The 15,693-nt window shown below is 40.2% G+C and carries 19 protein-coding genes; 9 read left to right on the forward strand and 10 right to left on the reverse strand.

Features of this window, described 5'->3' with window-relative positions; all coding sequences use genetic code 11:
• Positions 1 to 5: 5 nt before the first annotated feature.
• Positions 6 to 860 (forward strand): OmpA/MotB family protein, encoded by an 855-nt coding sequence (locus AC6JAD_RS15380; protein ID WP_461303240.1) that lies wholly within the window; start codon positions 6 to 8, stop codon positions 858 to 860.
• 94 nt (positions 861 to 954) lie between these two features.
• Positions 955 to 1,404 (forward strand): hypothetical protein, encoded by a 450-nt coding sequence (locus AC6JAD_RS15385; RefSeq protein ID WP_461303241.1) that lies wholly within the window; start codon positions 955 to 957, stop codon positions 1,402 to 1,404.
• A gap of 1 nt (position 1,405) precedes the next feature.
• On the opposite strand, the gene AC6JAD_RS15390 is transcribed toward AC6JAD_RS15385, so the two are convergent.
• On the reverse strand, positions 1,406 to 2,131 hold the full coding sequence (locus tag AC6JAD_RS15390; RefSeq protein WP_461303242.1) for an SDR family oxidoreductase: 726 nt from the start codon (positions 2,129 to 2,131) through the stop codon (positions 1,406 to 1,408).
• 71 nt (positions 2,132 to 2,202) lie between these two features.
• Between AC6JAD_RS15390 and AC6JAD_RS15395 the strand changes: the two genes are divergently transcribed.
• From AC6JAD_RS15395 to AC6JAD_RS15405, 3 genes are all read left to right on the forward strand, one after another.
• Entirely contained in the window at positions 2,203 to 2,805 is a 603-nt protein-coding gene (locus tag AC6JAD_RS15395) for a M15 family metallopeptidase (RefSeq protein ID WP_461303243.1), read from the forward strand.
• Between the two features lie 62 nt (positions 2,806 to 2,867).
• Entirely contained in the window at positions 2,868 to 3,149 is a 282-nt protein-coding gene (locus tag AC6JAD_RS15400) for a DUF3817 domain-containing protein (protein ID WP_461303244.1), read from the forward strand.
• Complete coding sequence (locus AC6JAD_RS15405) at positions 3,146 to 4,414, forward strand: mechanosensitive ion channel family protein (RefSeq protein WP_461303245.1); 1,269 nt, start codon at positions 3,146 to 3,148, stop codon at positions 4,412 to 4,414. The genes AC6JAD_RS15400 and AC6JAD_RS15405 overlap by 4 nt, the downstream gene beginning before the upstream one ends.
• Here AC6JAD_RS15405 and AC6JAD_RS15410 read toward each other — a convergent pair.
• From AC6JAD_RS15410 to AC6JAD_RS15420, 3 genes are read right to left on the reverse strand one after another with little or no spacing between them, the layout of a single operon-like run.
• Positions 4,411 to 4,800: an acyl-CoA thioesterase gene (locus AC6JAD_RS15410; protein WP_461303246.1), complete on the reverse strand. Its 390-nt coding sequence runs from the start codon at positions 4,798 to 4,800 to the stop codon at positions 4,411 to 4,413. The two genes, AC6JAD_RS15405 and AC6JAD_RS15410, sit on opposite strands and share 4 nt — an antisense overlap.
• Positions 4,801 to 4,803: 3 nt before the next feature.
• Complete coding sequence (locus tag AC6JAD_RS15415; protein WP_461303247.1) at positions 4,804 to 5,691, reverse strand: DUF72 domain-containing protein; 888 nt, start codon at positions 5,689 to 5,691, stop codon at positions 4,804 to 4,806.
• Between the two features lie 8 nt (positions 5,692 to 5,699).
• A complete protein-coding gene (locus AC6JAD_RS15420) occupies positions 5,700 to 6,362 on the reverse strand; it encodes a hypothetical protein (protein ID WP_461303248.1) in 663 nt (220 codons plus the stop codon).
• A gap of 84 nt (positions 6,363 to 6,446) precedes the next feature.
• Between AC6JAD_RS15420 and AC6JAD_RS15425 the strand changes: the two genes are divergently transcribed.
• The 3 genes from AC6JAD_RS15425 to AC6JAD_RS15435 all read left to right on the forward strand — a co-directional run bounded on the left by AC6JAD_RS15425 (position 6,447) and on the right by AC6JAD_RS15435 (position 10,941).
• Positions 6,447 to 7,229, forward strand: coding sequence for an outer membrane lipoprotein-sorting protein (locus AC6JAD_RS15425; RefSeq protein ID WP_461303249.1), 783 nt, complete (start codon positions 6,447 to 6,449; stop codon positions 7,227 to 7,229).
• A 64-nt stretch (positions 7,230 to 7,293) separates the two neighbouring features.
• On the forward strand, positions 7,294 to 10,386 hold the full coding sequence (locus AC6JAD_RS15430) for a WD40/YVTN/BNR-like repeat-containing protein (protein WP_461303250.1): 3,093 nt from the start codon (positions 7,294 to 7,296) through the stop codon (positions 10,384 to 10,386).
• Between the two features lie 147 nt (positions 10,387 to 10,533).
• On the forward strand, positions 10,534 to 10,941 hold the full coding sequence (locus AC6JAD_RS15435; protein WP_461303251.1) for a glyoxalase: 408 nt from the start codon (positions 10,534 to 10,536) through the stop codon (positions 10,939 to 10,941).
• On the opposite strand, the gene AC6JAD_RS15440 is transcribed toward AC6JAD_RS15435, so the two are convergent.
• Positions 10,938 to 11,621, reverse strand: coding sequence for a DUF2461 domain-containing protein (locus AC6JAD_RS15440; RefSeq protein WP_461303252.1), 684 nt, complete (start codon positions 11,619 to 11,621; stop codon positions 10,938 to 10,940). The genes AC6JAD_RS15435 and AC6JAD_RS15440 overlap by 4 nt on opposite strands.
• Before the next feature lie 45 nt (positions 11,622 to 11,666).
• Entirely contained in the window at positions 11,667 to 12,446 is a 780-nt protein-coding gene (locus tag AC6JAD_RS15445) for a tRNA pseudouridine synthase A (RefSeq protein ID WP_461303253.1), read from the reverse strand.
• Between the two features lie 50 nt (positions 12,447 to 12,496).
• On the opposite strand from AC6JAD_RS15445, the gene AC6JAD_RS15450 reads away from it, so the two are divergent.
• Positions 12,497 to 12,928, forward strand: a complete 432-nt coding sequence (locus AC6JAD_RS15450) for a hypothetical protein (protein WP_461303254.1) — start codon at positions 12,497 to 12,499, stop codon at positions 12,926 to 12,928.
• A gap of 134 nt (positions 12,929 to 13,062) precedes the next feature.
• Here the strand turns inward: AC6JAD_RS15450 and hisIE are convergent, their stop codons facing one another.
• Genes hisIE through hisA form a run of 4 tightly spaced genes read right to left on the reverse strand, consistent with a single transcriptional unit; the run spans position 13,063 to position 15,692 of the window.
• Entirely contained in the window at positions 13,063 to 13,692 is a 630-nt protein-coding gene (hisIE, locus tag AC6JAD_RS15455) for a bifunctional phosphoribosyl-AMP cyclohydrolase/phosphoribosyl-ATP diphosphatase HisIE (protein WP_461303255.1), read from the reverse strand.
• Positions 13,693 to 13,703: 11 nt separating this feature from the next.
• Complete coding sequence (gene hisF / locus AC6JAD_RS15460) at positions 13,704 to 14,459, reverse strand: imidazole glycerol phosphate synthase subunit HisF (RefSeq protein ID WP_461303256.1); 756 nt, start codon at positions 14,457 to 14,459, stop codon at positions 13,704 to 13,706.
• A gap of 1 nt (position 14,460) precedes the next feature.
• On the reverse strand, positions 14,461 to 14,970 hold the full coding sequence (locus AC6JAD_RS15465) for a DinB family protein (RefSeq protein ID WP_461303257.1): 510 nt from the start codon (positions 14,968 to 14,970) through the stop codon (positions 14,461 to 14,463).
• On the reverse strand, positions 14,970 to 15,692 hold the full coding sequence (hisA, locus tag AC6JAD_RS15470) for a 1-(5-phosphoribosyl)-5-[(5-phosphoribosylamino)methylideneamino]imidazole-4-carboxamide isomerase (protein WP_461303258.1): 723 nt from the start codon (positions 15,690 to 15,692) through the stop codon (positions 14,970 to 14,972). Before hisA ends, AC6JAD_RS15465 begins: the two co-directional genes overlap by 1 nt.
• Position 15,693 lies beyond the last annotated feature (1 nt).

Raw genomic sequence — 15,693 nt, forward strand, 5'->3', positions numbered from 1 at the left:
GTATAATGAAAAAAGCTATTGCACTAACCCTGCTTGGCGGGACTTTTATATTTACGTCCTGCGTCTCCAAGAAAAAATATGTTGAACTAGAGAGCCAGTATAATGAAACTCGCTCCACCCTTTCCAAGACCCAATTGGAAAAGGAAGAGATTGAGGCAAAATATGCCAAGATCGAAGATCGTGTCGCTAATTACAATGCTAAAATCGCTTCCCTAACCGATAGCAACATTGAATTGGAGAATAACAGTCTTAAAAACTATGGCAATGTGGTATTGTCTAACAAGGACAAGGAACAAATGAAAAAGGCACTAGCCAATGTCGACCAGAATGAATTGGCCGAAGCGAGGACCTTAGAGGATTCCATGAACCTAATTATTTCCCACAATCTTAAAAAGAACCTGGATGATACATTGGTAGCAGAAGGAGAAGAAGATGAAATCACTATCGATGTAGATGAAACCGTGGTGATGATTACGATTTCTGACAAACTTTTGTTCAAGTCTGGAAGCTATCGCGTAAACCCTAAAGCAGATCATCTGCTTCAGAGGCTAGCCGATGTTATAAACAGTGAGCCTGCAATGGAAGTTCTTATAGAAGGCCATACAGATGCCCAAACCGTGAAGAAAGGTGCATATGTGAAGGACAATTGGCATCTTAGTGTAGAGCGATCTACCGCAGTTATCAGGAAATTACAAGAAGATTTTGATGTTGATCCATCTAAATTAATTGCCGCTGGACGAAGTAGTTTTCAACCAGTGACCGATAACGATACTGCCGAAGGAAGAAGCAAGAACAGAAGAACACGCATCGTTATATTACCTAATTTGGACAAATTTTTAGCCCTGCTGAGTTCCAATTAGTTATAAGCAAAACCCCTAGTATAAACGGCTTTCAAAATAATTGAAGGCCGTTTTTTATTTGACTGAATTCGAAAAAAATAGTACTTTCATTGCTATGAATGAGTTTATTTCCCCCGTCAAAGTAGAAAACTCCAAGTACCGGGAGCACTATTTGAAAAAGCTGGAATTTGATTTTGGGAATTTTTACATTTTCGACACTTATGTGATTGGGGAAATCTCGGAGGGGATTCACTTTAATTGGGATCTTGCCTCTAAGGTCATTTATGCCGTATATGACTATTTCGGCACCACCGATTTAAAAGTGGCCTACATTTCAAATCGAGTGAATTCTTATTCTGTACAGCCTAAGGACTGGATGCAATTCTTCAAAGAAAGACACCATATTAAATGCATCGCTGTGGTAGCTTACAGTAAACTGGGATGGATGAGCGTCGTTTTAGAGAAGATATTCTCGAATGCCCCTATCAAAAAATTTAAGGACTTAGATTCTGCCATCGATTGGGCTATTAATAGTAAGGAGCAGAAGAAATTTCCGAAAAACTAGACTACTTGACTGGTGGCTTACTCGGCCTCACTTCTATTTTACTTGGCAATGTACGTGGGTGCATTTTTAAAAGATCTACAACGATCTGCCCAATATCTTCAATCTGAATTTTCCAAGAATCTTTATCATCCGGTTCATTATTATTGAAATAAGTAGCTACGCTTCCCGGCATGATGGTAGACACCTTAATATCATAAGGTCGTAGGTCGAGCATGGCAGATTGTGTAAAGCCCGTTAAACCAAACTTACTGGCATTGTAGGCACTCCCGTTGGCAAAGAAATTGGTCCCTGCCAAACTGGAAATAGTAATGTAATACCCTTTACTTTCTTTAAGGGAATCTAAGCTCGCTTTCAAAGTAAAGAAGGCTCCCGTAAGATTGGTTTCGATGGTTTGTTCCCACTGCGAAACACTCAATTTATCAATTGGTGCGAAATGACCAAGCCCGGCATTGGCAATAACAACATCTATGTTGCCAAACTCTTCCAGAACTCTTTGAACTGCCTCTTTTTGGCTATCGTAATTCGTAACATCCGAAACCACTCCAATTGCATAAGCCGCATCATTTCCATATTCATTCAAGGAGGTAACTGCATCTCGAATCCCTTCTGGCGTCCTGCCGGTGATTGCCACATTCATACCCTGTGCCAACAATGCCTTGGCAATACCATAACCAATACCTTTAGTACCACCGGTTATTAAACCTATTTTACCCATTAAATTAGCCATAAGCGAAAAGTTTATCTTAAAAATACAAAGTTCTAGGGACTCTTTTCCAACAAATCACTAAATTTCAATTCATGAATAAATGGTTATTCTTACTATTCCAAATCTATGCGTGTAATGTACTTGCCCAGGACCACCTTGTAGATATTGCTACCATTTCTTCAGAATTTGATTACGAAATACGATATGCTACCCCCGATAATTTTATTGGCGAAACCCTGTACGATTGTGCCAAATGCCTTCTCCGTCCTGAGGTTGCCCAAGCCCTTAATGAGGCCAATCAATATTTTTGTGAATTGGGATATAAAATTAAACTGTATGATTGTTACCGCCCTTTGGACGTTCAGAAAAAAATGTGGGCCAAAGTCCCTCGTCCTACCTATGTGGCCAATCCCTATGGCAAAGGAAGTATTCATAATAAAGGTGCTGCGGTAGATATCACCTTGGTTACTTTAGAAGGTTGTTATATTGAAATGGGAAGTGACTACGATTACTTTGGTCGGGAAGCACACATTGACAATTATAATTTTTCGGAAGAGATACTTACCCATCGCAAATTATTAATTGAAGGAATGCGAAAACATGGCTTCCAAACTGTGCGCACAGAATGGTGGCATTATAGCTTTAGAAAAAACAGGTCTTACCCTACACTGAATGATCCTTTACCCTGCAATTAAATATCTGTTTTTGGCTCCACTATGTGCCATTCGTGCCGTATCTTTGCCAAAATTTTTTGATTGTGGACAAATCAATTAAAACCTTCAAAATCATTAGTGTACTAGAAGCCCTATCGTTTCTTATACTCTTGGTAATTGCAATGCCCTTAAAGTATGTTTGGGATCGCCCTGAAATGGTTCAGGTCGTTGGTATGGCGCATGGAATATTGTTTATGCTTTACATTGTTGGGGCCTATTACATGAAAGAAAAGTTACAATGGTCATGGTCGGTATTTTTGGTAGTTCTGTTTTGCTCAGTACTCCCTTTTGGACCCTTTTATGCCGAACGAAAATACTTAAGATGAACGACGACACCTTAATCACTTATTTCGAATGGCTTCATAATTACTTTGTGGATGCTGGAATGAATACCAGTCTTTCTTTGGGGTTGAGCACCCTTATCAATTGTGTTTTGGTAGCTGCTGTGGTTACGCTATTGGATATTGTCGTGCGAAAAACCATTGTGACGACGTTCCGTTTGTTTAGCAATAAAACCAAAACCACTTTCGATAATTACTTGGTAAAAAGTAATTTCCCAAGATTCGTGGCACATTTAATTCCTGTTGGAATCCTATGGTACATTGAACCCTTTCTTTTTAAGGGCTATCCCGTTTTTTCAAGCATATTATTGGTTACTATAGACATTTATTTGGTGATTTTGGGAATACTCATTTTTCGCAGTATTCTAAGAACAACAGCCAACTATCTAAAGACCAAGGATAAATACCGTGACAAACCGCTTGAGAGCTACGTTCAAGTACTTATGATTTTTGCCTGGGGTGTTGGCCTCTTCCTTATCATAAGCCGTCTTACGGGATATGAAATTAAAAGCTTATTGACCCTAGGGGCTGCCTCTGCTGCCTTGTTGCTTATTTTTAGGGATACCATTTTAGGTTTTGTAGCCAGTATACAAGTGACCGTGAATGATATCGTGCGTATTGGCGACTGGATTACCTTCAGCAAATTTGGTGCAGATGGTTTTGTGACTGAGATAAACCTAGCTTCGGTACGGGTTCAGAATTTTGACAAAACGTATACGACCATTCCAACATACAGTCTTATTTCCGATTCGTTTCAGAACTGGAGAGGAATGCAGGAAAGCGATGGAAGGCGCATAAAAAGGGCGCTATATGTGAAACAGGGCTCGGTAAAGTTTCTTGACGAAAATGAATTGAGCAAACTTTCGAATATACAGTTGGTATCCAACTATATTTCGGAAAAGCAGGCCGAAATCGAACTTTACAATAGTGCTAATGACGTGGATAGGAGTTTGACCATTAATGGCAGAAACCAGACAAATTTAGGTGTTTTCAGGATCTACATAGAGAACTATTTGCTTTCTCAATCGGGCATTAATAAAGACATGTTTTTAACCGTTAGGCACTTGGATCCAACCACAGAGGGGATCCCAATAGAAATCTATTGCTTCAGTAAAACCAAGGAATGGCAGGAATATGAAAAGCTTATGGCTCATATTTTTGATCACCTCATTGCCGCCTTTCCCTATTTTCAGTTGGAGTTATTCGAAAAACCTACAAGCTCAGATCTGTCCGAGCTCAGAAAGGATTAATCATTTAAACGATCCCTTACAAATTCTACCTGTGTTTTCCCATGGGCTGTGGGTTTGCCCATAGCGTCAAGACTCACCATGATAATGGAATCTATAGTGATAATGGTCTCTCTGGTCATTTTATTTCGCACTTCACATTTTAAGGTCAACGATGAATTTCCGAATTTTACCACCTCCAGTCCAATTTCAATGATATCCCCTTTCTTAGCCGAACTTCGAAAGTTGATTTCACTCATATACTTTGTAACGGTACGTGGGTTTTCTAATTGAATGATGGCATATAGTGCAGCTTCTTCATCAATCCATTCCAAAAGCCTTCCGCCAAACAGGGTTCCATTTGGATTTAGGTCTTCGGGTTTAATCCATTTTCGGGTATGAAATCTCATAGTTTAAAATAAGGTCTGTGGTTTGGCCATCACCGGAATATGTATATCCGTGCCAAATCTTTCGTTGACTTTTTCAATAAAATGTGCTGACAACAAGGGAGAGGCTTTTTCCACATTCTGATGCACAAAAAAATATATATCCTGTAATCCTTGGGCGACCCACTCCTCTAGTCTATCTACCCAATCATCCAATCGGGTGTAATCGCTTTCATGATTGGCTCCATTGTACCTAATAAAGGCAGAAGGGCTTGTCATTCGCATATGCAACAGGTCACGCCTACCGGCGGTATCTACAACTATATTGGTTATGTTATACGTTTCTAATATATCATATAATTCATTCGCAACAGCTTCGTCATTAAACCAATCCGTATGTCGAAACTCCACTGCTATTCTCATGTCCTTGGGAACCGCTTCAAAAAATGGAACCAATCTATCCATGTTCTTTGGTCCAAATGTACCATGCATTTGCACAAAAGGCATTTCCAGTTTCTCCTTTAAGTTAGAAGAATTCAGGAGGTACTCATTCCAATAGCCTTCAAAATCCTGCAAACGTTTCCAATGTGTTACACCTTGAAAGACCTTTGGGAAAAATCGAAACCCCGAAGGTGTTTTGTCATACCAACCAGAAAAGGTTGTGGCTGGGAATATGCGATAAAAGGTGGCATTCAGTTCAATAGAATTGAACTGGGTTCCATAATACTGCAATTCATCCTTGGTTCCCCTAGGGTAAAACCCTTTAAGATCGGCTCTATTCCACTTCGCACATCCCACATAGATATTAGGAATGTCCTTTATCTTCGATTTTGATAGAATTTCCGCTGTTCCTTTATGATCAGGCGGTAATGTAAAGTCTATCAGTTCTGGATGTTCTACCTTTCCAAATTTCATAGGTTACATTAATTGCTACAATCTATATGAGTAATATAATTACGCATCACCTCCTTGTCATTGCCTTCCTCTACATAAAACAATAAGCGGTTTAATCTTCCACCAATCCCTACTTTCTCTTGATGTGAAAAGTTTTCCTCCAATCGCTCCATTAGTTCCTGACAGTCTCCAAAATACTCCCGAACTTTTTCGATGGCCTTTTTAGATTTCCCTTTCATATTAATTAGGGAATGAACGATCTTGTCCTCAATAATCTCCTTTTCATGGGTAACTACCATTAGTTGATTGGCGTTAAGCCCGTAGTAATTTACCAAAAGATAGGTGTCGCTGGTAGCAACAAGCCTGCTCACCTTTCTATATTTTTTCTTTTTATGACGAAAGGATAGGTACACATACTCCTCGTCTCCAATAACCGCTTTTTCAAAATCGTCGGCATTCACTTCCTGTATTTTGCCATCAACATCGTAATAGTGCAAGTAGCGAAATCCATAGGCTACAGGGCCATCTGTATTGGCTGACAACGCCTTGGTGCGAAACGTCTTTTTCTTGGCGTTAGCCCCATCGTAGATTAGTTCCTTGGAGCCGTCGTTCATAAGTACGTATCCAATTTCTTTTTGCCCAAAGGCCATTACCGAAACGAATGTAAAAGCAATTAAAATAATATTCTTCATGTTGATGTAAATTTTTAGATGGATAAATGTAACATATTTGTCACAGTATAGTCTAACTCATAACATCAAACATCACGAATATTCATGAAAACACTGAAACTCCTATTTGTTCTGTGCGCATTAGTTGCATTCGCACCGATTTCTAATGCACAAACTGCAGAAGAAATCATAGCTAATTATTTTGAAAATACCGGCGGAATGGACGCCTGGAAAGAACTACAATCCATTAAGGCCATTGGTACTGCTTCTTTTGGCCCACAAAAATTTCCGTTTACCATGTACACCATGAAGGATGGAAGAATGGCTGCCGAAGTAGACTTACAAGGTTCAAAATTTATTCCTCAGGCCTTCGATGGTGAAAAGTCTTGGTCCATGAACTTTCAGACCATGGAAGCAGAAGCTGCTGATTCCGAATCTTCTAACAACTATAAGGCAAATGAAGCCAAAGATTTCCCGGATCCTTTCTTCGATTATAAGAATAAAGGGTACTCTGTATCCTTTGAGGGAAAAGAAACGATTGAGGGCACTGAAACCTTCAAGATAAAACTGACAAAAAATAAAATCATGGTAGATGGTAAAGAAGAAGACCATTCTGTTATGTATTACTTCGACACTGAAAATTACGTTCCTATCGTTTCGGAAGAGGCCATTACTAGTGGACCTCAAAAAGGAATGCTAACCCAAACATTGTATAGTGATTATCAAGAAGCAGGCGATATTTTTTATGCCTATACATTCGATGTGAAAATGAATGGCCAAGTAGTGCAAACGATAAACATGACGGAAATCGAATTCAATAGTGATATTGACGAGACTATCTTTGTAATGCCTGAAAAGGCAGCTCCTGCCGAAGGAACCAAAAACTAACATAATTCTTATTATTAAATCCTCTGCTTGCAGGGGATTTTTTTTCATCAAAAAAACTATAACCATGAAAAAGGCCATATTAATTTTAGGTGCTTTGCTCGTAATGCCATTTACAGCATCTGCACAAGAGATTGCGCTAAAAGGGAAGGAACTTTTTGGGGATATGAATGCCCGCCACATAGGTCCTGCCCTAATGAGTGGGCGTATAAATGATTTAGAAATGCATCCATCCAATACCCGCATCCTCTATGCAGGAACTGCAGGTGGTGGTGTTTGGAAAAGTAATGATGGGGGAGCTACCTTTTCACCAATTTTTGAAGAGTACCCCCAATCTATTGGAGTAGTCACCCTAGACCCTAAGGATCCGGATAATATCATCTGGGTTGGGACTGGTGAAACTTGGACAAGAAATTCTGTGTCTATAGGAGATGGATTGTATCGCTCGGCAGATGGTGGTGATACTTGGAAGGAGATTCCGGGCTTTGAAAATAGCGAACGAATTGCTTCTGTAGTTGTTAACCCGAACAATACGAACGAGGTTTATGTCGGCGTTTTGGGAGCACTATGGAGCGATAGTGAAGACCGAGGTGTCTACAAAACCACAGATGGTGGTAAAACCTGGACCAAAATCCTATATATAGGTCCTTCTACAGGAGCGGCCGACGTCATCATGGATCCTGACAATCCAAACATATTGTATGCCTCTATGTGGGAATTCAGAAGAAGCGGATGGGGATTTTCATCGGGTGGCCCCACTAGCGCATTGTATAAATCTACCGACGGTGGTGCCAACTGGAATAAAATACACAGTGGATTTCCATCTGGGGATCTAGGGAGGATAGCCGTCGCTGTAGCTCCAAGTGATAACAACATATTATATGCAGTTCTTGAAACTGAGGACAAATCAAAAAATGGTCTATGGAAATCTGTGAATGCTGGAGAAAGCTGGGAGCACTTAAACAATGATTTTGGGCTGGTAGTTCGACCGTTCTATTTCTCAAGGATAACCATTGACCCAAAAGATCCAAATGTAATCGTTAAGGGTGGATTAAGTGGCTCCATAAGCCGTGATGGAGGAAAAACGTTTAAGGATTTGGGGAATATGCATAGTGATATCCACGATATTACATTCCACATTAATGACAGCGATATCATGTATTGTGGAACCGATGGTGGTGTTTACCGTTCTTGGAATGGTGGAACTACTTTCGAAATTGTTGAAAACCTTCCCCTTTCCCAATTTTATCACATAAGCGTGGACGACGCTGAACCTTATAATGTATACGGTGGTTTACAGGATAACGGCTCATGGTACGGGCCGTCCTCCTCTCCCGGGGGTGTAAACGCCAGGGATTGGAATAGTGTGGGATATGGTGACGGTTTCAGGGTATTAAAACACCCTACCAAAAACATCATCTATTCGGAAATGCAAGGAGCACAAAATGTTTGGAGATATGATGTAGATCGAAATAAAACGAAAACTGTACAACCACTACAGGAAAAAGGTAAGGCCAAATTGCGTTTTAACTGGAATGCACCCATGGCCGTGAGTCATCATGCGCCAGATCGTTTTTATATGGGAACCCAGTTCGTGCATCGTAGCAATGATATGGGAGACTCGTGGGAGATTATTTCGCCAGACCTAACAACTAATGACGCTAGCAAACAGGATCAGTCATCCTCTGGAGGGCTTTCCATGGACAATAGTGGAGCGGAGAACCATACCACCATCTTTACTATTGCGGAATCGCCTTTGGATCAAAACATCTTATGGGTTGGAACCGATGATGGAAATGTACAGGTAACGCGCGATGGAGGAAAAAACTGGGATAACGTTACCGCCAACCTTACGGGCATCCCAGCCAATACCTGGGTATATCATATTGAAGCCAGTGTTCACGGGAAAGGAACCGCCTATGCCGTATTCGATGGGCATACGAGTGGGGATTTCAAGCCGTATGCACTTAAAACAACGGATTTCGGTAAGACTTGGACTAATATTATTTCCGACGATGTGCAGGCACCGGCTTTTGTTAGAAACATTCAGGAAGACTATGAAAACGAAAACCTTCTTTTCCTAGGTACGGAAATGGGATTGTACGTTACCATTAACGGAGGAAAGAATTGGTCTCAATTTACTAACAATATGCCCCCTGTGGCCGTTCATTTTGTGGACCTGCAAAAGCAGACCAACGATATTGTGATGGGAACCCATGGTCGTGGTGTGATTATTATAGACGATATCAGCCCTCTTCGTGAGTTGAGTCAGGAAGTACTGGCTAAAGATGTTCACTTCTTTACCAATGAACCCTTCACTATGAAAGAAAGCAGTGGTTTTGCTGGAAATTTTGGTGGTGAGACTCAATTTGTGGGTAGAAACAAAACGAGTGCGGCTCGAATTATCTATTACATGAAGAAGAGACATACCTTCGGAAAGATGAAATTGGAAATTCAGGATATGGAAGGTAATTTAATTACGACCATTCCTCCAGGCAAGTCCAAAGGAATCAATGTAGTTAATTGGGGATACACGACGGATATGCCTAAAATGGCGGAAGGAAAGACCTTTGCCTCTGGAGGGTTTACAGCCAAACGGGTTCCTGCCGGCAAGTACAAAATTGTGCTTACCAAAGGAAAGAAAACCTATGAACATATTATTGAAACCAATTATGATGATACATCCTTAACCACTATTGCAGAACGAAAGGAACAGGAAAAATATACAAAGGACCTTTTCAATATGGTAGAAGATCTAGCGTATATGGTGCACCAATTGACTGAAACCCAAAAATCGGCCAAAATGGTTATTGAGAAACATCCTAAAGGCAAGAAGACTGCACAGAAGTTGCACGACGCCCTAGAAGACCTACGGGAAGACATTGTTATAACAACTGGTGATAATTATGTAGCCTCTGCCGAACCTCAACTAAGAGAGCGTATGGGAGATTTATATTCTGGCGTAGCAAGCAGCTATGATCGAATTTCTCAAGCTAGAAAAGTGAATTTTGAACTAATTTCCGGAGAATTTGATGAAGCTAAAGCTCGATTCGAAAATATAATGAATAAGGAAGGGAAAAAATTCATGTCATTCCTTGAGAAAAATGAATTGGCATTGCCAAGCATAAAAGAAAAAGACGATTTTCTATCCAAGAAATAGAGACTCATTCATTACAAAAAGAGCCCTGTTCATAGATGGACAGGGCTTTTTTTATGGATATTTCCTGTTAAAAACCCGTTCATAACTCTATAACGGCTTCCATTTTCGAAGTCACTTAATTCCTACTTTTAATAAAACAATCTCGTTATGAATGATAGAGATCGTGTCCTAAAAGGACTACGCCCAGAAATTCCCTCAGCACGAGTGCTACCGGGAATGTCTTCCGAAGAAACATTTCAAAACAATACGCTACGGCCCATTGCAAAATTGCAAAATGAATTGCTGATAGCGGTTTTCAGAAATTATGTTCGGAAACATAAAAATGTGTTTTTTGATCTTTCCATCGAAAAGCGCTTGGATTACATTGAAAATGCAATTCACAAGGATATGAAGTTCCGAAATTCATTGAAGGGCATTATGATTGGTCAGTTTACAATTGAAGAATACGACACCTACACTCAAAATTCTTCGGCACTCAACAAACGCATGATGAATATCGTAAAGGAACGCCTAAAGAGCAACGTCCAATTATTGGAATACGCAAAAGTGTCCTAATCCAATAGGGAAACTCCATTGAGGTCTGTGGTAAGTACTTCGCTCATATAATCGAAAAATGGGCGCATGAGTTTAAAGTGGTGGACTACTTTATCTGCAAATTCTGCTGATAGCACTTCTTTATCCGTATACTTATGGGTTACTATAAAGTTCTTGAGTCGAATTAAATCTATATTCGGATCGTCTTTTGAAAAACCTTTGGGAGCGGTCTTAACCGGGTCCCATGCATCAAATTCACTGCCGAAAGCTTCTTTAAACTCGGGTGCTGCCAAAATTCCCCGAATGACGTCCGCATCCATTTGAAATTCTTGTCGGATTCTCAATAAATCTGGCGGTTCTGGACTAAAAAAGCCACCGGCCACAACCGATTTGTTTCCCGGTTCAATGCGAAGGTAGTATCCTCCCCTTCTATGTGCTCCGGCTCTACTAAAACTTACACTTCTGTGAACATTATACGGGGTTTTATCTTTACTAAAGCGAATATCCCTGTTAATTCGGAACACTTTTACCTTTTCTATCTGATCATCGACATTCAAACCCGTTTCAATTGCCGCATAGAAGCTTTTCAGTGTTTTCTCATTGGCTTGGTACACTTTCTTGTTTTCTTGCATCCAATCCCTATGGTTGTTCTTTTTAAGGTCTTTTAAAAAGTGTAGGACTTCTTTTGGTAAAGTACTCATGTAGTTCAAAATTTAGAAGTAGGAAGGTACAAAAAACCGAGAAGTTTATAACTCTACGTTCTGTAATATGAGTCCGCTTGCCGGAACGATTCGTTCCAACTTTATATCGACATCATTTTTAAGGCTGTTTTCAATATCGATACGTGTAACATTCCCCTCGCCCACATCTAACAAGGCTCCCATCATTAAACGAACCTGATGTCGCTTAAACCCTTTTCCGCGAACACGGTACAAATAACTCTTTTTGGGGAAAAAGTTAGCCGTGTACAATTTATTTTCAACTATAGTACTTTCAATAATAGATACGACGGTCTTTGTTTCTGAAGTTGGTTTGTACGTATAATTCTTAAAATCATGCGTTCCTTCGAATAATTTTGCTGCAAGCTGCATGGCCTCAATATCCAGATGCTCAAACACCGTATACATAAAGGGAGCAGCAAAGGGATGGGTTTTCTCCCCAAAGGCAAAAAGATACACGTATTCCTTTTCCGTGGGTGCGCCAATAACGTTAAAGGATTCATCTACTTCTTGAATTTCCAAAGCCTTTATATCCTGGGGCAGGTTACGGTTAAAAACGGGAAGGAACTCATTCAATTCAATTGGAGCATCGTCTACAAAGAGTTCCACGAACTGTGCCCCCGCAGAGACCTTAGCATCTGTCCTGCCAGCAGCCAGTAATTTAAAATTAGAATGCCCTAAGACATACTGCAATGTCCTAGACACCATTTTCTCCAGTGTAAGCACATCGGGTTGTTTTTGCCAACCGTGATAGCGAAATCCAAGAAACTGAATTTTAATGAGATAGAAATAGCGTTTTCGAAACATTGCACAAAAATATCTATATTTATTGAGTACAACCTTAAACCAAAAACAAAATGACAACAACTAACAAGCCCAGTGCGGCCTATTGGGTAATAGCCGTAATTGCCCTTCTTTGGAACCTTATGGGACTATTCCAGTTTGCTGTATCAAATTTCATGGAAGATACGATGGTAGATAGTTACACGCCAGAGCAACTAGAGTTAGTAAACAATCTACCTTCATGGTATAATATCGTCTTCGGAGTTGCTGTGATAGGCGGAGTTCTTGGGTGCATCTTTTTGCTCATTAGAAAAAAGCTTGCCGTTACCCTCTTTCTGTTATCCATGATTGCCGTGGTTATCCAGATGGGGTATTGGATATTTGCCACAGATGTAATGGATGTTATGGGAGTTGGATCTGTTATTATGCCCATTCTTGTAATTATTGTAGCCATATTCCTTTATATGTATAGCAAAAGTGCTGTTAAAAAAGGATGGCTTTCGTAAGATAACCTTAATTAATATCAAAGGGCGCATAGATAATATGGGCCCTTTTTTGTTGTCTAGAGGTCAAATTTTCCATACTGGAACGGCACTATCCATTTAGTCGAAAGCTAATTCTTCTAATATCAATTTACGTTTCATTTGTCATTTTCGGCAGTGTCCTTATCGTACTTATGACGGGATCGCAATGTTTTCTCCACATCACGAAGGTGAAAACCTTTGGCCTGTAACAATACCATAAAGTGGAACATGAGATCTGCACTTTCACTTAAAAAGTTAAGATCATTATCGTCCATTGCTTCAATGACCACCTCTACTGCCTCCTCTCCTACTTTCTGGGCTACTTTGTTTATGCCCTTGTTAAAAAGGGAAGCGACATAACTGTTAACACGGTCAGGATTGTTTTTTCGATCTTCAATTACATTCTCTAAATACGAGAAGAAGCCAAAATTGGAACGGTTTCGTTCTCCCCAACACGTATCCTTTCCTTTGTGGCACACAGGACCTTGCGGCTTTGCTTGAATTAATAGCGCATCGTTGTCGCAGTCAACCTCCATGGAAATGGGCTCCATATAGTTTCCTGATTCCTCTCCTTTGGTCCATAGCCTTCCTTTACTCCTACTGTAAAAAGTAATCCGTCCCATCTCATTGGTTTTGGCCATGGCCTCTTCGTTCATAAAGCCAAGCATTAGCACGTTCTTGGTAACTTCGTCTTGCACCACTACTGGTACTAAGCCATCTGGGTATTTTGAATAATTAATTTCCATAAGGTTTGTTTTTATAATCTCACAGGAATCCCCTGTGCTCTTAGTTTTTGTTTTAATTCTTTAATTTCAATTTCCTTAAAATGAAAGACGCTGGCAGCTAAGGCGGCATCCGAATTTCCTTTTTGAAAGGTATCTGTAAAATGATCAATGGTTCCCGCACCGCCGGATGCGATTACGGGAATATTAACAAGAGCTGTTAATTTGGACAATGCTTCATTGGCAAATCCATTCTTAGTACCATCATGATCCATGGAAGTAAATAGGATTTCGCCAGCACCCCTTTCCTCTACTTCCTTTGCCCAATCCCAAAGGGATATCTCAGTTGGCACTTTTCCTCCGACCAAATGTACTTTCCAATCATCCTGTACCTGTTTTGCATCTATCGCAACAACAATGCATTGTGATCCGAATTTTGCGGCCAGTTCATTGATTAGCTCGGGGCGTTTCACTGCGGCCGAATTAATCGAGACCTTATCTGCTCCGTTCTTAAGAAGTACGGCAACATCTTCTACTTTGCTTATACCTCCACCCACGGTAAAGGGAATATCCAACTCCTCAGCAATACGTTTTACTAAGGTTGCTAAGGTTTTACGGCGTTCTTCTGTGGCAGAAATATCAAGAAATACCAACTCATCTGCCCCTTTTTTGGCATAAATCTTGGCCAATTCTATAGGATCGCCTGCATCCCTCAAGTCAACAAAGTTGATCCCTTTAACAGTACGCCCATTCTTGATATCCAAACAAGGAATTATTCTCTTGGCAAGCATATTATTCGTTTTTTATGTTTAGATCGAAGCCATCGTAAAAGCCTAATTCCATATTCTCCAATTGTTTTACCCAAAAAGCTATCTGTCCAGTATGGTAACTGTAATGTTCTACCACATGCATAATGATGCCTATTCCCGAAAGTTGAAACCCCTGCACATCACGAACCCTTACCAACTCTTCATCTGAAACAGCTTTAATAGTTTCAATCGCCTCCAATACCGTTTGATTAAGCATTTCTAACAATTCCATTTTGGAATATCCTTCTTGAGCTTCAAACTCGGTGTCCCTACTCCGTATATCTGGAGTATTGCCTAAAGAGGATATGGCGTATTGCCGAATATTTCCACATAAATGCAACATGAGATTGCCAATACTGTTTGAAACGGCGTTAGGTCGTTTCCAAATGGCCTCTTCTCCTATTTTTTTCATTGCAATATCAATCATCCTACTGCTTTCGTTAAGACGATACACCGCATTTTCCTTGAATTCCTGAATTAATCGATCTTTCATTATTTATTTAGAATATAATGTTCGAGTTCTTTTAAGGTGATTTTTTGCTCATAAATAGCTTTGCCAATGATGGTACCTTCGCATCCCATTTCTTCAAGCTGAGGAATTTCTGAAAAAGTAGAGATTCCCCCGGAAGCTATTAATTTAACTTGTGTTTCCTTCAAAATCTTTTGATAGAGCCCAAATGATGGACCTTGCAGCATGCCATCCTTTGAAATATCTGTACAGATCACATACGCTACCCCATCCTTTTCATACATTTTTATGAATGGAATGAGTTCTTCCTCGCTTTCCTCCATCCAACCGCTAACGGCAACCTTTTCATTTTTGGCGTCCGCACCAAGGATGATTTTTGAGCTTCCGTAAGTGGCCAACCATTTTCGAAAAGTATCCGGGTCCTTTACCGCTATGCTCCCACCTGTGATTTGATTTGCCCCGCTTTCAAAAGCTATGTGCAAGTCTTCGTCTGACTTTAAACCACCTCCAAAATCGACCATAAGTTTTGTCTTGCTTGCAATTTGTTCCAATATCTTATGATTTACAATGTGTTTGCTTTTTGCGCCATCTAAATCTACCAAATGCAAGTGTTCTATTCCGTGGGCTTCAAATTCCTTTGCAACCTCTAAGGGGTGCTCATTATAGATTTTCTTGGTACTGTAATCCCCTTTGGATAGCCGAACGCATTTTCCTTCAATGATGTCTATGGCAGGTATAATTCTCATA

It is taken from the genome of Aureisphaera sp. (assembly GCF_059726885.1).